The 15,148-nt window shown below is 67.0% G+C and carries 13 protein-coding genes; 6 read left to right on the forward strand and 7 right to left on the reverse strand.

The genetic code is table 11. The features are described 5' to 3' along the window. Positions 1-53: 53 nt before the first annotated feature. The 5 genes from SZ55_RS03070 to SZ55_RS03090 all read right to left on the reverse strand — a co-directional run bounded on the left by SZ55_RS03070 (position 54) and on the right by SZ55_RS03090 (position 7,467). Positions 54-2,123 carry an EAL domain-containing response regulator gene (locus SZ55_RS03070; RefSeq protein WP_044401107.1) on the reverse strand — a complete coding sequence of 690 codons (2,070 nt, stop codon included), beginning with the start codon at positions 2,121-2,123 and terminating at the stop codon, positions 54-56. Between the two features lie 63 nt (positions 2,124-2,186). Continuing rightward, entirely contained in the window at positions 2,187-4,001 is a 1,815-nt protein-coding gene (locus SZ55_RS03075; protein WP_044401111.1) for a hypothetical protein, read from the reverse strand. A gap of 192 nt (positions 4,002-4,193) precedes the next feature. After that, positions 4,194-5,057, reverse strand: coding sequence for an archaetidylserine decarboxylase (gene asd / locus SZ55_RS03080; protein WP_044401114.1), 864 nt, complete (start codon positions 5,055-5,057; stop codon positions 4,194-4,196). A gap of 24 nt (positions 5,058-5,081) precedes the next feature. After that, positions 5,082-5,897, reverse strand: coding sequence for a thiosulfate sulfurtransferase (rhdA, locus tag SZ55_RS03085; RefSeq protein WP_044401117.1), 816 nt, complete (start codon positions 5,895-5,897; stop codon positions 5,082-5,084). A gap of 46 nt (positions 5,898-5,943) precedes the next feature. After that, the gene (locus tag SZ55_RS03090; RefSeq protein WP_044401120.1) at positions 5,944-7,467 is read right to left on the reverse strand and encodes an HDOD domain-containing protein; all 1,524 of its coding nucleotides are present in this window, start codon (positions 7,465-7,467) and stop codon (positions 5,944-5,946) included. 117 nt (positions 7,468-7,584) lie between these two features. On the opposite strand from SZ55_RS03090, the gene motA reads away from it, so the two are divergent. After that, entirely contained in the window at positions 7,585-8,436 is an 852-nt protein-coding gene (gene motA, locus SZ55_RS03095; protein WP_044401123.1) for a flagellar motor stator protein MotA, read from the forward strand. Positions 8,437-8,449: 13 nt separating this feature from the next. Further along, entirely contained in the window at positions 8,450-9,511 is a 1,062-nt protein-coding gene (gene motB, locus SZ55_RS03100; RefSeq protein WP_044401126.1) for a flagellar motor protein MotB, read from the forward strand. A gap of 52 nt (positions 9,512-9,563) precedes the next feature. On the opposite strand, the gene rsgA is transcribed toward motB, so the two are convergent. After that, a complete protein-coding gene (gene rsgA / locus SZ55_RS03105; protein WP_044401129.1) occupies positions 9,564-10,595 on the reverse strand; it encodes a small ribosomal subunit biogenesis GTPase RsgA in 1,032 nt (343 codons plus the stop codon). Positions 10,596-10,680: 85 nt separating this feature from the next. Between rsgA and SZ55_RS03110 the strand changes: the two genes are divergently transcribed. Both SZ55_RS03110 and orn read left to right on the forward strand, forming a co-directional pair. Then, on the forward strand, positions 10,681-11,463 hold the full coding sequence (locus SZ55_RS03110; RefSeq protein WP_044401133.1) for a class I SAM-dependent methyltransferase: 783 nt from the start codon (positions 10,681-10,683) through the stop codon (positions 11,461-11,463). A gap of 41 nt (positions 11,464-11,504) precedes the next feature. Continuing rightward, positions 11,505-12,047 carry an oligoribonuclease gene (gene orn / locus SZ55_RS03115; RefSeq protein WP_044401136.1) on the forward strand — a complete coding sequence of 181 codons (543 nt, stop codon included), beginning with the start codon at positions 11,505-11,507 and terminating at the stop codon, positions 12,045-12,047. Between the two features lie 4 nt (positions 12,048-12,051). On the opposite strand, the gene queG is transcribed toward orn, so the two are convergent. Continuing rightward, positions 12,052-13,122, reverse strand: a complete 1,071-nt coding sequence (gene queG / locus SZ55_RS03120; protein ID WP_044401139.1) for a tRNA epoxyqueuosine(34) reductase QueG — start codon at positions 13,120-13,122, stop codon at positions 12,052-12,054. A 69-nt stretch (positions 13,123-13,191) separates the two neighbouring features. Here queG and SZ55_RS03125 point away from each other — a divergent pair, with 69 nt between their 5' ends. Together SZ55_RS03125 and tsaE are read left to right on the forward strand one after the other, a co-directional pair. After that, positions 13,192-14,691, forward strand: coding sequence for a bifunctional ADP-dependent NAD(P)H-hydrate dehydratase/NAD(P)H-hydrate epimerase (locus SZ55_RS03125; protein WP_044401142.1), 1,500 nt, complete (start codon positions 13,192-13,194; stop codon positions 14,689-14,691). 26 nt (positions 14,692-14,717) lie between these two features. Further along, a complete protein-coding gene (gene tsaE, locus SZ55_RS03130; RefSeq protein ID WP_442963687.1) occupies positions 14,718-15,146 on the forward strand; it encodes a tRNA (adenosine(37)-N6)-threonylcarbamoyltransferase complex ATPase subunit type 1 TsaE in 429 nt (142 codons plus the stop codon). Positions 15,147-15,148 lie beyond the last annotated feature (2 nt).

The following is a 15,148-nucleotide window of genomic DNA, read 5'->3' on the forward strand; positions in this document are numbered from 1 at the left end:
TCCAGGCACGAAAAAGCCGCCCGAGGGCGGCTTTTTCGTGTGTGGCTGAAGGCTTACTCGTCTCCGGAGGAGAAGTCGTAGTCCATCGACTGGCTGGGGCCCTGCAGGTAGTAGCCCTGGATGTAGTTGACCCCGGCCTGCCAGAGGGTGGCCAGCACGCTGGCGCTCTCGACGAAGGGCACGATGGTCAGCTTGGCCTGGGCGTGCAGGCTGGCCAGCAGGGTCTTCAGTGCTTCCTGGTTCTCGGCCTTGCCCAGGTCCTGGGTGAAGGAGCCGTCGACCTTCACGAAGTCGATGTTCAGGTGCTTGAGGGTGTTGAAGGGGTTCAGCGCGCAGCCGAACTGGCTCAGCGCCACCTTGCAGTGCAGCTCTGCCAGACCCTGGGTCAGGGCCTTGGCCTGCTTCAGGTAGGCGATGGCGTCGGGCTCGCTGAACTGGAAGATCAGCGCGTCGGAAGGCAGGCGTGCGGCCTTGAGGGCGACGCTCAGCCAGGGCAGCAGGGTCTGGTCCTGCAGGCTGGAGCCGGACAGGTGCACGAACAGGCGGGTGCTGTGACCCTTGGCGCGGTGCTCGGACAGCAGCTTGACCGAGTTGAGGATCACCCAGCGGTCGATCTTCTCGGCCAGGCCGGCTTCCCGCGCGGCGCCGAGGAACTCGGCCGGCGGCACTTCCTCGCCCTGGGGGCTGAGCAGGCGCAGCAGCACTTCGTAGTGCTCGTGGCTGTCGCCACGCAGGCTGATGATGGGCTGGAACAGCAGGCGGAAGCTGTTGGTTTCCAGCGCCTGCTGGACCATGGCCACCAGGTTGCCGCGGCTGGCGGCGGCGGCCAGTTCGCTGGCGGGGTCGTACAGGCGCACGTCGTTGCCGTCGGTGATCTCGTCGGCACACCGGTGGGCGCGGTCGATGACCTCTTCCGCCCGTGGCGTGGTCTCGTTGAGGCCGGCGACGCCGATGGACAGGGTCAGTTGGGCGGTGCGGCCGCTGACGTCGAACAGATGGCCTTCCACCTTCTTGCGCAAGGCCTGGAGGCCGTCGCGAGCCTGCTCCGGGCTGAGGCCGGGTTGAAGCACGCTGAAGACGTCGTCGCTGAAGCGGGCGAGCTGGGCGTCGGCTGGGAAGTGGGTGCGCAGCAGGTTGGCCAGGTCGGTCAGCACCAGGTCGCTGCCGCCGATGCCGATGTCCGCCTGCAGGGCGGAGTAGCGGTCCACACGGATGTAGGCGAGGCTCGCGGGCTGCCCGGCGTTGACGGCGCGCTCGGCGGCGGCATCCATCAGCTCGGTGAAGTGGTTGCGGTTGAACAGGCCGGTGACCAGGTCCTGGCTGCTGATCTCGCGCAGCTTCTCTTCCAGTTCGGCGCTGGCGACTTCAGCGCGGATCACCACCTGGATGCAGGGTTCGCCATCGTAGGTGGCGGGGGAGAAGCTCATGCGGGCCTGGAACGCCTGGCCGTCGACCTTGCAGCCGGAGCAGGTGAGTTCGCTGTTGCCTTCGCCGTCTCGGTAGTTCTTGAGGAAGTCCTTGAACGCGGCCTGGTCGTCGCCGGTGATCAGGTCGATCATCGGCATGCCTTCGAGTTCGTCGGCATCTTCATAGCCGAACATCTCGACGTAGGCGCGGTTGGCATAGATGTGCATGCCGTCGTGGACGTAGGTGATGGCGTCCACGGAGCTGTCCAGCAGCAGCTGGCAGCGCTTCTCGGCTTCGCGCAGGCTCACCTCAGCGGCGCGGCGGGCGCGACGTTCCTCGAGGTTGGCCAGTTCGCGATTGGCCACCAGCACCAGGCGCTCGTCCTCGCCCTGGGGCACCGCATCCTGGGCGCCGAGGGCCAGGGCTTCGGTGACGAGGTCCGGGTCGTTGTCCTGCACCAGCTGGATGAAGGGGATGTCCTTTGACTGGCGACGGATCGCGCCGAGGGCTTCGCCGGGGGAGAGGTTCTCGCTCTCGGGGGCTGCGATGAGCAGGTCCCAGGTCTGCTGGAGGGCTTCGGCGAGGTCTTCGCTGGACACCAGGCGATGGACGCGGGTGGCGCGTCCGGCGTTACGGAAAAGGCTGACCAGGCGCTCGGCTTCGTTCTGCGAGTCTTCCAGGATCAGCAGACGGATGGTTTTCTTCTCGATTGCCATGGCGTGTGCTTAGACCGCGCCGAACGGGCGCTAAATGGCGACAAATGGGAGTGGCTGGGGAATCTACAGCGACTTCCAGAGCGAGTCAAAGTCTTCGTCCCCACCCGATCCGCGCTCTCCCGAAGCTGTGACAGGCTTCCCGTGCTGCTCCGTCGGCTGCTCGAACGGACGGTATTCGAACTGGCTGAAGCTGCCGGTCGAGGTCTGTCGGCTGGTGAGGACGGCACGGCGTTCGTCGCCGTGGATGTTGATCTGCACCTTGTTGCCTTCCTGGAACGGCAGGCGCGGCGTGATCAGGGTCGCCGGGCGGGAGATGGCCGAGATCTCGGGGAGCAGCAGTGCCCGCAGGTATTGGCTGTGCTGGTCGGCCTTGCGCAGCAGCTGCAGGCCGCACGGCTGGGCGTGGGGAGCGATCAGCTCGATGCCCATCTGGGTGCCGCCGCCACGTACCTGGCGGATCCAGCGCACCACGGCGACGCTCCAGCCCTGGCTGGGGGCGTCCTGCACGCCGAGCAGTTCGCCGGCCTGGAGCTGGCTGGGGACTTCCTTGGGCCAGCTGAGGCAGTAGCCGCCGGGGCTGTGGTTGACGATGGTCAGTTCGAAGGTCGGGTAGTTCTCGCCGCTGGCCGTGGGTTCTGGCTGGGTGCTGGTATCGCCGGGTGTGACCGGCTTGCTGTACTGGATTTCCTCGTAGGGCAGGCCTTCGTCCCAGTTCTGCGGCTGGGCGTCGAAGGCGGTGTTCCAGACGTCGCCTTCGTCCTTGTTGATCGGCTTGAAGACCGCTTGGCCGGCTTCCTTGATCTTCAGGATCGCGCCGAACGGCTGCTTGCCGGAGAGGAAGAAGTGCAGGGCGCTCATGCCGATGCAGAGGGTCAGCGCGCCGCGCCCGGGCGTGCGCTGGAAGGTGCGCTCGGAGATGTCGCCCCAGGCGGAACTGAGGTGCTGCAGGAGGTCGACGCTGATGCCTTCCGGTACCAGCAGGCGCGCCTGGGCGCGGTCTTCGGTAGCGAGGGTCAGGTAGTGCTTGATCGCATCCACCAGCGGCAGCGGGTCGATGCCCAGCAGGCCTGCCATTTCACTGGCCTGGAACAGCGATTTGTAGCGGGGCGGGCCGTCGACCTGCGGCGCGACGGCGAACAGGCTGGAGGCCAGTTCGGCGCCTTGCAGGCGCACCAGTGCGCTCCAGGGCTCCAGCACTTCGGCGAGCTTTGCGATGTTGTTCTGGCGCATCTGGTTGCAGCGGGCGCAGCCCAGCAGCAGGGCGACTAGGTAGGTCTGTTCGACGCTCAGGCCTTCGGTGTGGCGGGCCAGGCCGTCGCGCACGACGACGCGGTGAACCTGCCGGCTGCTGGCCAGTTGGTAGAGCTGGTGCAGTTCCAGCCACAGGCCTTCCGGCACCGGGCAGTACAGCTGGCTGGCGCGGATGAGGGCGGAGTTGAGGCTGTGCATGGCGCGCTGCAGGGCGATGGTCAGCAGTTGCTGGCCGTCACGGGCCTGGCGCTGGGCTTCCTGCACGACGATCTGCTTGTAGCCGATGGCCAGGTGGTTCTGCAGGGCCTGGCACAGGTTGGCCACCTTGCGCGGACGTTCGTCGAGGACGATGGCCTGGTTGAGGAAGTGGCGTTCGAGGTGCTGGCAGACGAAGTACACCTCGGGGCGGATCAGTTCCAGCAGGTGCAGGCGGTTGTCGCTGGGGGTGATGAGCTGGTTCAGCTCCACCAGCGCCTGGTAGAGCTGACGGGCAGTCTCGCCGATGTTGGCTTTGGGCAGCAGGGAGATCCAGCGCTTGATATCGCGGGGCGTAGCTTCACAGAGGGACAGGCTCTGCTTGCTCGGAGTCGGAACACGCAATAACAGGTGGGGACTCTGCTTGTCCATGTAACTCGGGTACTCCAACAGCAACGGGCCAGGCGTGTGGGAACTGTCTCTCGCACTCTAGCAGCATCATCGGGTCGCCGCAGCCTAACGAGAGGCCGGTGGCGGTATCGCGCGGACAGGCGTGTCGAGCGGGCTTATGGGACGTTGGACCAGGCCGGGTGGCCGCGCGTTCAACGTCCCAGGGCCTTGCGGTCAGGCTTCCTTCGGCAGTGCCAGGAGCTGGCCCATGCTCACCGCGCTACCGGCGGCCAGGCCTTCGGCCCAGCGGATCTGCTCGGGCCCGAAGAGCACGATGGCGGTGGAGCCGAGCTTGAAACGACCCAGTTCGGCGCCTTTTTCCAGGCTGATCGGTGCCCGTGCGGCTTCGTCGTAGCGGAAGGTCTTCAGCTCGCGCTTGGGCGGCGTCACCAGGCCGGCCCAGACGGTCTCGATGGAGGCGACGATCATCGCGCCCACCAGTACCACGGCCATCGGCCCGCGCTCGGTGTCGAACAGGCAGACCACGCGCTCGTTGCGGGCGAACAGCTCCGGCACGTTCTCGGCGGTGCTCTGGTTCACGGAGAACAGGCGCCCCGGCACGTAGATCATTTCGCGGAGGGTGCCGGCCAGCGGGGCGTGCACGCGGTGGTAGTCGCGGGGCGACAGGTAGATGGTGGCGAAGTCGCCGCCCATGAAGGGGGCTGCGCGTTCGGCATCGCCGCCCAGCAGCTCCAGCACGCTGAAGCTGTGGCCCTTGGCCTGGAAGATGCGGCCGTGTTCGATCGGGCCGAGCTGGCTGACCGCGCCGTCGGCGGGGCAGAGAATGGCGCCGGGGGTGCTGTCCAGCGGGCGGGCGCCGTCCTTGAGTGCGCGGGTGAAGAAGGCGTTGAAATGCTCGTAGGCGGTGAGGTCCTCGACCAGCGCTTCGTTCATGTTCACCTGGTAGCGGCGGGCGAACCAGGCGGTGAAGGCGTTCTTGAACCAGCGGATGCGGCATTCGGCCACGCACCCGGCCAGGCGCGAGAGCAGGTGATGGGGAAGCAGGTACTGGCTGATGATGAACAGGCGTTCTTTCATGGTCTTTCCTTGGGTTCCGGGGCCTCAGGCCTCGACGGGCGTGTCCGGGTGGTTGCCCCACTCCGACCAGGAGCCGGCGTAGCCCTTCACGCGGGGGTAGCCGAGCGCCTTGGCCACCAGGTAGGTGAAGCCGGAGCGGTGGTGGGTCTGGCAGTGGGTGATCACTTCCTTGTCGGGGGTGATGCCCAGCCGGTTGAGGATTTCAGGCATGTCGCGGCGAATACGCAGCGCGCGCGACGGGTCCATGCCGGCGGTCCATTCGAAATTGACCGCGCCGGGGATGTGTCCGCCCTTGGCAGCCAGCACCTTGGTGCCGGCGTACTCGGCGGGGTTGCGGGCATCCCAGATCGCCAGGTCGGCTGCGCCGAGGCGGCTCTGCAGGTACTCGCGGGTGGCGGTCGGGGCGTCGTGAAGCACCAGGGGCAGCGGGCCGCCGGCGGGTGTGGGGGTATCGCTGGATGTGGCGTGGCCGTCGGCGAGCCAGGCATGCAGGCCACCATCGACATAGTGGTAATGCGGGTGGCCGATCACATCCAGCAACCAGATGAAGCGCCCGGCCCAGCCGCCACCTTCGTCGTCATAGACCACGTAGACCGCGTCGGGGCGATGGCCCAGTTCTCCGAACAGTGCCTCGAGGTCAGCCTTGGCCGGCAGCAGGCCGGGGGCAGGGGGCTGGCCCAACTGGGTGCGCTTGGGGTCGACGAAGCGGGCGCCGGGGATGTGGCCCTCGGCATAGCGGGCGGCGCTGGTGAGGTCCACCAGGATCAGCTCGGGGGCATCCAGGCGTGCGGCCAGGTCGGCGGGCTCGATGACCAATGGCAGGCCGGCAAAGGCAGGCATGACGGGCTCCGGTAAGGGCGGAAAGCGGGAGATTGTAGCGGAAAGGTCAGCGCCCGCGACTGGCAAAGCCAAGCAGGGCACGCTCGATGCATTGCATGGTCTTTCCGAAGGCCTGCAAGCCGATGTCGGAGAACGGCTGGCCGCCCTGATCGGCAACCACCAGCAGCACCACCCGCCCATTGGCCGCCACGGAGCGCAGCAACAGGTGATCGGCCGGGAACAGGGCCTTGAGGTTGCCGGGGATGAAGGCGGAGTACTGCGCCGCGTTCTCCGGGCTCAGGCGCAACTGGCCCGGCTGGGCAAGCAGGCGCTTGAGGACCTGGCTCTGGGCCGGGTCCAGCTGCAGGCCGGCTGCCTCCTTGGGCAGGCCGCCGCTCTGCTGGACCATCAGGCGCGTCTGGGTCTTGTCCACCAGCAGGAGCAGGCTGCGGCGCATGCCGCAGGCGGCAAGTGCGTCACGGGCACAGGCGGTGAGCTGGACGATATTGGCGAAGGTGCTCGGCTCTTGCAGCAGCTGGGTGCAGAGGGTGCGCCATTCCTGCAGGGCGGCCGGGGGCGGCGGTGCCGGTTTGGCCGCATCGACCGGCCAGCGGCTGGTGCCCCACGGCCAGATGAGGCCTTGCGCCGGGTGCCAGAGCTCGGGCGCGGCGTGGTGGCGGGCGCTCTCCGCGGCCTGTTGGTGGATGAGCTGCTGTACGTCCGCCAGGGGCAGTTGCATGTAGAGCCCTGTCAGGCGCTGCCAGCGCAGGCTGTGGTCGCAGGTCCAGGAGTTGTGGGCCGAGATGGCCAGACCGTTGGCCAGCAGCACGGTGTTGGCGGGCTGGGTCAGCCAGCGGCGCAGGTCGGTATCGGCATCCAGTAATTGCTGCTGGTGCAGCGGATGCTCGTTGTCGCGCGCAATGTGCAGCGCCTTGACCAGCATGCGCTGCTGGGTATTCAGCAGGCGGTAGCCTTCAGTGATCCACTCCGGCAGTCGCCAATGCTCTGCAAGGGCCTGGCACAGGCGCAGGACGGGAACGCCGAGCAGGTCGCGCTCGACCTGGCGGGCGGGCTCGCCGCGCACCAGTACGCGCTTTTCCCAGGCGCTGAACAGCTCGGGATAGAGCGCCAGCAGCGGCCAGAGCGGCGAGAGGAAGAGCAGGCTGTTCCAGTGGATCTCCTGCCACAGCCTGGCCAGTCGGGCGGCGAACAGGCCGTTGGCCTGCTGGGATGCGTGCTGGCTGATCAACAGGATCTGACGGAGGGGCAGGGGAATGTCGTGTTCGGCAACGGCGGGCAGGCGGTTGAGCAACTCTTCGGAGCGCTTCAGGCCAAGGCGGGTCAGGGCTACCTCGAGGCTTTCCGCCGGGCCGCCCAGTGCTGTCGCCGTGCGGTTCGCCTCGCGCATCAGGCTGAGGGCAAGGGCGGGGCTGTCCTGGATCATGTCGGCGATGTCGCGCAACGAACGGCGGCTGTCCCCCAGGGCCCGACGCACCCGCTCGTGGCTGGCGGCAGGGATCGGCAGGCGAACACCGTCGAGCTGCTTGATCCAGCCTTCGAGGCTTGTGGGGACGGGCTTTGAGGTCTTCATGAGGTTTGTGCCGAACTGGCTTTTCGCCTTAACTGGCTATAGTCTGGCGCATAAGTTCCGATAATTAGAAGGGCTGTATTCGCGGCCCTGTTTTCACCCGGAAACTCCCTTCTCTCTATGGCAAAGATAATCGGCATCATCGTCGTCTTCGCCGCCGTGCTCGGTGGCTACGTTCTTTCACACGGCAAGATCGCCGCGCTGATCCAGCCCTTCGAGGTGCTGATCATCGGCGGTGCGGCGCTGGGCGCCTTCCTCCAGGCCAACCCCGGCAGCACCTTCATGCACGTGCTGAAGAAGTCGCTGAAGATGTTCAGCTCGCGCTTCACCCATGCGTTCTACCTCGAAGTGCTGCGCCTGCTCTACGAAATCCTCAACAAGAGCCGCCGTGAAGGGATGATGGCCATCGAGGCCGACATCGAAGACCCCAACGCGAGCCCGATCTTCAGCAAGTACCCGGCCATTCTCAAGGATGCGGGGATGGTGGCCTACATCAGCGACTACCTGCGCATCATGTCTTCCGGGAACATGGCCCCCCACGAGCTGGAAGGCCTGTTCGACATGGAGCTGAACAGCCTGAAGGAAGAACTGGAGCACCCGGCCCATGCCGTCAACCGGATCGCTGACGGCCTCCCGGGCTTCGGCATCGTGGCGGCGGTACTCGGCATCGTGGTGACCATGGCGCTGCTGGGCCAGGTGGCCCAGTCGGAACTCGGCCAGCACGTGGCGGCGGCTCTGGTGGGGACCTTCCTCGGTATTCTCGCGGCGTACGGCTTCTTCGGCCCGCTGGCGGTCAGCCTTGAGCACGACGCGAAGGAAGAGCTGAACCTGTACGAGGCCATCAAGGCCACCCTGGTGGCTTCCGCGTCGGGGATGCCGCCGTCCCTGGCCGTCGAGTTCGGGCGCAAGGTCCTGTTCCCGGCGCATCGCCCGAGCTTCAGCGAGCTCGAACAGGCCGTCCGCGGCAGCTGATTGAAGACCGAGCATGGACAACAACCAGCCGATCATCGTCAAGCGCGTCAAGAAGAGCGCGGCCGGCCACCATGGGGGCGCCTGGAAGATCGCCTTCGCCGACTTCGCCACGGCGATGATGGCGTTCTTCCTGGTGCTCTGGCTGATGTCGTCAGCCACGCCTGAACAGAAGAAGGCGATCTCCGGCTACTTCCAGGACCCGATCGGCTTCACTGAGAGCGCCAGCCCCTATGTCATCGACCTGGGCGGTACCCCGACTCCCGCACCCGACCGCACCCTGAACCCCGAGCTGAAGGACGCCCCCGACGCCCAGGAGCAGTCCGTCGACCCTTCCAGCAACGAGCAGATCCAGACTCGCCAGGTCGACCCGACCCAGGCCGAGAACCTGGCCGAGCAGGTTGAGCGCGAGCGCCTCGAGATGCTGCTACAGGAGCTGCAGAACAAGGTCGAGGAGAACCCCGAACTGCGCAAGTTCAAGGACCAGATCCTCTTCGAGATCACCCAGGACGGCCTGCGTATTCAGATCATGGACGCCGCCAACCGGCCGATGTTCGACCTGGGCAGCGCGCGGTTGCAGCCGTATTTCGAGGACATCCTGTTGATCCTGGCCGAGACCATCAAGGCGGTGCCGAACAAGATCAGCGTCAGTGGCCATACCGACGCCAAGCCGTTCGCCGGTAATGGCGAGTTCGGCAACTGGGAGCTGTCCGCCAACCGTGCCAACGCAGCGCGGCGCACCCTGGTTGCAGGTGGTTACCCGGATGAGCAGGTGGCGCGCGTGGTGGGTTATGCCTCGTCGGCCCTGTTCGACCGCAAGGACCCGCTCAACCCGGTGAACCGTCGCATCGACATCATCGTCCTGACCAAGCGTGCCCAGCGCGACATCGAGGGCGAACCTCAGCAAAGCAAAGAGGGCGCGCCCGCCAATGCTCCGGCATCAGCGCCCGGCGCCGCTGCACCCGCCGGTGGGCAGCCGGCTTCAGGGGCGGAACCCATGCAGCCCAAGGAGCTGCAGCAGAAGCTGAACATCTTCGAGGATGGGGTGCTGAAGATGGATTCGCAGAAGCAGCCCTGACCGGGCTCGCTGCTTGAACGAGAAAGGCCACGCATTGCGTGGCCTTTCTGCATCAGTACTCCGGCTCGGGGAGGCTGGCGATGATGTGCCGGTAGCTGCCCATCCGCTGTGGATGGATGCGGCCTTCCTCCAGTGCCTGGAGCAGGGCGCAGCCCGGCTCGCGGTCGTGCTTGCAGTCGCGGAAGCGGCAATGGCCGAGCAGGTCGCGGAATTCGATGAAGCCGGCTTCCACGTCATCACGGCTGACATGGCCGAGGCCGAACTCGCGGATGCCGGGGGAGTCGATGAGGTTGCCGCCCCCGGGGAAGTGGAACAGCCGGGCGGTGGTGGTGGTGTGGGTGCCCTTGCCGGTGAGTTCCGACAGTGCGCCGACGCGGGTATCCACGCCGGGCAGCAGGCTGTTCACCAGGGACGATTTACCCACGCCGGACTGGCCGACGAAGACGCTGGTGTGGCCATCCAGGCGCGCACGCAGGTCATCCATGCCGCCTCCGCCATGGGCCGAGACCTCCAGCAACGCATAGCCCAGTTGCCGATAGGCCTCCAGCAGGCTGTCGAGCATCGCGCCGTTCTGGTCATCCACCAGGTCGCACTTGTTCAGCAGCAGCAGTGGCTGGATGCCGGCGTGCTCGGCGGCTACCAGGTAGCGGTCGATCAGGTTGGCGTGGGGTGTGGGCAGCGGCGCGAAGACGATGACGATCAGGTCGACGTTGGCCGCCACCGGTTTGAGCAGGCCACGCATGTCCGGACGGCACAGCTCGCTGGTGCGCGGCAGTTGCGCGACGATCACACCGCTGCCCTGGTTGCCGGGGCGCCAGACCACGCGGTCGCCGGTTACCAGGGCGGGCAGGTTGGCGCGCAGGTGGCAGCGGACGACCTGGCCGGCGAGTTCGCCTTCCAGGGCTTCGACTTCTACCTGGACGCCGAAGTGGGCGATGACCAATCCGGTCTGCTCGGGGCCGAGGTCGCCGCCTTCCAATTCATCGACCAGGCGCGATTCGCGCTTGGCAGCGCGGGCGGCGCGTTCTTCCTGGATTTTTTCGATGCGCCAGCTTTGACGGCGGCTGAGGTGGCGTTTGGCCATGGGCTTCCGGGTCGGTAGAGTTTCGTGCGGGTTGGGCGCGGCGAGTCTAGCATGGGCGGCTGCTGAACACGGTTGGGAGAGGTGGATGAAGTCGGGGGTGGGCCTGTTCGGTCGGCCGTTGGGGCGTGCGCTCCTGGCACACGGGGCGGCGGTCGTGCTGCTGGCGCTGCTGGTGTATGCGTTCGCCTGGCTGTTGGGGCAGCGCCTGCCTTTATGGGCGCTGGCGCTGCTGGAAGGCGGCTTGGCGGCGGGCATTGGTCAAAGGCTCGGTCTGTCCCGCTGGTGGGCGTGGATCAACCTGGCGTTCCTGCCGGCGCTGTTGCTGGTCCAGCACCTGGCGCTGCCGCCCTGGCTGTTCCTGCTGGGTTTCGTTCTGGTGGCGCTGGTGAACTGGAACAGCGTGTTCGAGCGCGTGCCGCTCTATCTCAGTGGCGACCGGGCTGTTCAGCTGTTGGGCGACTGGCTGGATGGGCAGCCACAGGCACTGCGCTTCGTCGACCTGGGCTGTGGCACCGGCGGCCTGCTGGTGCGCTTGGCGCGGCGCTTCCCGGAGCGGCACTTCGTCGGCGTGGAGACCGCGCCGCTGTTGTTCCTGCTCGCCTGGTTGCGCTGCCTGCCGCTGCGCAATTGCAGCGTGCGCTACCAGAGCCTGTGGCGCGCCGACTTGGCGACATTTGACCTGGCCTACTGCTTTCTCTCGCCGGAGCCCATGCCGCGTCTGTGGGAGAAGGCCCTTGGGGAGATGCGCAGCGGCAGCTGGCTGGTCAGCAACACCTTCGAGGTGCCGGGCGTGGCGCCACAGCATTCCCTGCCCGTGATGGTCGGGCGCCAGACGGCGCTGCTTTTCTGGCCGATGGGGCGTGCGTAATCCGCTAGAATTGCGCTCTGTCCCTAGAGAGCATTTCCGACATGCAGAACCCTCAGAACCTCATCTGGATCGACCTGGAAATGACCGGGCTGGATCCGGACAACGACGTCATCATCGAAATGGCCACCATCGTCACCGACAGCCACCTCAATGTGCTGGCCGAGGGGCCGGTGCTGGCCATTCACCAGAGCGACGAGATCCTGGCCGGCATGGACGAGTGGAACACCCGCCAGCACGGCCAGAGCGGCCTGACCCAGCGGGTTCGCGAGAGCCGCATCAGCACCGCCGAGGCGGAGGCGCAGACCCTGGCCTTCCTCGAACACTGGGTGCCCAAGGGCAAGTCGCCGATCTGCGGCAACAGCATCTGCCAGGATCGCCGCTTCCTCTATCGGCAGATGCCGAGCCTGGAGGCCTACTTCCACTACCGCAACCTCGACGTGTCCACCCTCAAGGAGCTGGCCGCGCGCTGGGCGCCTCACGTTCGCGACGGGGTGAAGAAGAGCAGCAGCCACCTGGCCCTGGACGATATCCGCGACTCCATCGCGGAGCTGCGCCACTACCGCGATCACTTCATCAAGCTGTGATCCCTCAGGCCTCGCTCGCACCGTGGCGGGCGAGGGCCCACCTCACGTGCTCGCGCACCAGCTCGGACGGGTGATCCCGCCGAGCGCGCAGCGCCTCCAGGACCGGCACGGTGCTCGGGGCATTGCCCAGGCCCACGGCCAGGTTGCGCAGCCAGCGCTCGTAGCCGGCCCGGCGTAGCGGGGAGCCTTCCGTACGGCTGAGGAACTCCTCTTCCGTCCAGGCGAACAGGCTGGCCAGTTCGGTGTTGTCCAGGTTGTGCCGCGGCTGGAAGTCGCCCTGGTCGCTGGGGCGGGCGAAGCGGTTCCAGGGGCAGACGATCTGGCAGTCGTCGCAGCCGAACACGCGGTTGCCGATCAGCGGGCGCAACGCTTCCGGGATCGGGCCTTTCAGCTCGATGGTCAGGTAGGAGATGCAGCGGCGCGCGTCCAGTTGGTAGGGCGCGACGAAGGCGGCGGTGGGGCAGATGTCCATGCAGGCCGTGCAGCGACCGCAATGCTCGCTGCCGTGGGGCGCGTCCACGGGCAGCGGCAGGTCGACGAACAGTTCGCCGAGAAAGAAGTAGCTGCCGGCCTTGCGGTTGAGCACCAGGGTGTTCTTGCCGATCCAGCCGAGGCCTGCCTGCTCGGCGATGGCTTTCTCCAGTACGGGGGCGCTGTCGACGAAGGCGCGATGACCGAAGGGGCCGATGGCCGCCTGGATGCGGTCGGCCAGTTGCTGCAGGCGCTTGCGAATCAGCTTGTGGTAGTCCCGGCCCAGGGCATAGCGGGACACGTAGGCCTTCTCGGGCTCGGCGAGTACCTGGGCCATGCGCGTGTCGCCTGGCAGGTAGTCCATGCGCAACGACACCACCCGCAGGGTGCCGGGCACCAGTTCGTCCGGGTGCGAGCGTTTGCTGCCGTGGGCGGCCATGTAGTCCATCTCGCCGTGGTGGCCTGCCTCCAGCCAGCGTTGCAGGTGCGCCTCGTGCTCGCCGAGGTCGACATCGCTGATGCCCACTTGCTGGAAGCCGAGCTCGCGCCCCCATGTCTTGATGGCGTCGGCCAGTTCGTCGAGTTGCTGCGGGGAAAGGGGCATCGGGAGAGAGGGAAACAGTGGCGAGGTGCGTATAATTCTGCCAGACCCCTGCCTGAACTACCGAATCGCATGTCCGATCCTGTCGATGATCTGCCGCTGTCGCTTTATTCCGCCGAGCAGGTGCGCGCACTCGATGCCCGCCTGATCGCCGCGGGTACCCCCGGCTTCGAACTGATGCAGCGGGCTGCCCATGCCGCCTGGCGGGCCCTGCGTCGCCGTTGGCCAGAGGCTGGCGAAGTGACTGTGCTGGCCGGTCGCGGCAACAACGCCGGGGATGGCTACCTGCTGGCGGCCCTGGCGGCTCGCGCAGGTTGGCAGGTGCGCGTCCTGGCGGTTGGGGAGCCCCAAGCGCTGGCGGGTGATGCGGCGCTGGCCCGGGACGAGGCCCAGGCAGCAGGTGTTCCGATCATTGCCTGGCACGCCGATGGACCCCTGCGCGGCGTGCTGGTGGATGCGTTGCTCGGCACCGGCCTCTCCGGACCGGTGCGCGCGCCTTATGAAGCAGCTATCCGCCAGATCAATGGCAGCGGCCTGCCGGTGCTGGCCGTTGATATTCCGTCGGGACTCAGTGCGGACACCGGCCAGATGCTGGGGGCGGCGGTTGTCGCGACGATGACGGTGACGTTCATCGGCCTCAAGCTCGGCCTGTTTACCGGCCAGGCTCCTGATCATGTGGGGGCGTTGGTTTTCGATGACCTCAAGGCGGATCCGGAAGTGGTCGCCGCTCATCCGGTCCTGGCCCGCAGGCTGGCGCCCGGTGGCCTCCCATCCCTGCTGCCGAGACCGCGCACGGCTCACAAGGGGCGCTACGGGCAGGTGCTGGTCGTGGGCGGCGAGCGTGGTACCGGCGGCGCAGCGTTGCTCAGTGCCGAGAGTGCTTTGCGAAGCGGGGCGGGGATGGTCTCCCTGGCGACCCGGGGCGAACACTTGGCCGCTGCCCTGGCGCGGGTGCCTGAAGTGATGAGCGTGGCCGTCGAGTCGACGGGTACGCTGCGGCCGCTTGTGGAACGTGCCGATGTGCTGGTGGTGGGGCCGGGGCTCGGGCAGGGCCCCTGGGGGCGGGCCTTGCTGAGCGTTTTGTCGGCCGCTGTATTGCCCCAGGTCTGGGATGCCGACGCACTGAATCTGCTGGCTGCGGGTGCTGTTCAATTGCCGCCCGATTGCGTGATCACGCCCCATCCCGGCGAGGCGGCGCGCCTGCTGGGTGTGGAGGTCGGCCAGGTTCAGGCTGATCGACCCGCCGCTGCCTTGGCGTTGGCCCGGCGTTACAGCGCCGTGGTGGTGCTCAAGGGGGCTGGCAGCCTGGTGGCCTCGCCCGATGGCCGCCTGGTGCTCTGTGATCGGGGGCATCCGGCCATGGCCACCGCCGGGCTCGGGGATGTCCTGGCGGGACTGGTTGGCGCCTTGCTGGCACAGCACCTGTCACCCTTCGAGGCCGCTGCCCTGGCCACCTGGCTGCATGCCGTAGCCGGGGAACGCCAGGGGCTCAAAGGGCGCGGCCTGGCGGCCAGCGACCTGATACCTACCATTCGTCAGTTGATCGAGGAGTATTCGCCGTGCCTGAGCTGAAGCTGTTCGCCCAGGGAGAAGACGCCATGACCGCCCTTGGGGCCCGGTTGGGGCATATCAGCGGTGGGCGAGGGGTTATCTACCTTCATGGCGACCTGGGCGCGGGCAAGACGACCCTTTCGCGGGGCTTGCTGCGGGGACTCGGGCACGTCGGTGCGGTCAAGAGCCCGACCTTCACCCTGGTGGAGCCTTACGAGATCGGCGGTGTCGCGGTCTACCACTTCGACCTGTACCGCCTGGTCGACCCCGAGGAGCTGGAATTCCTCGGCATCCGCGACTATTTCGAGGGCGACGCGTTGTGCCTGATCGAGTGGCCCGAGCGGGGTCAGGGCGTTTTGCCAAAGGCGGACCTTGACATTACCATTAGCGCCCATGCAGGCGGCCGCTCGCTGCATTTCTCGCCGCATACCGCGCGCGGCGAAGCCTGGTGTGCCGCCTTGGCCACGGGAGAATGAAG

Origin of the sequence: Pseudomonas sp. FeS53a, assembly GCF_000931385.1 — a bacterium.
In the GTDB taxonomy this organism is placed as follows: domain Bacteria; phylum Pseudomonadota; class Gammaproteobacteria; order Pseudomonadales; family Pseudomonadaceae; genus Metapseudomonas; species Metapseudomonas otitidis.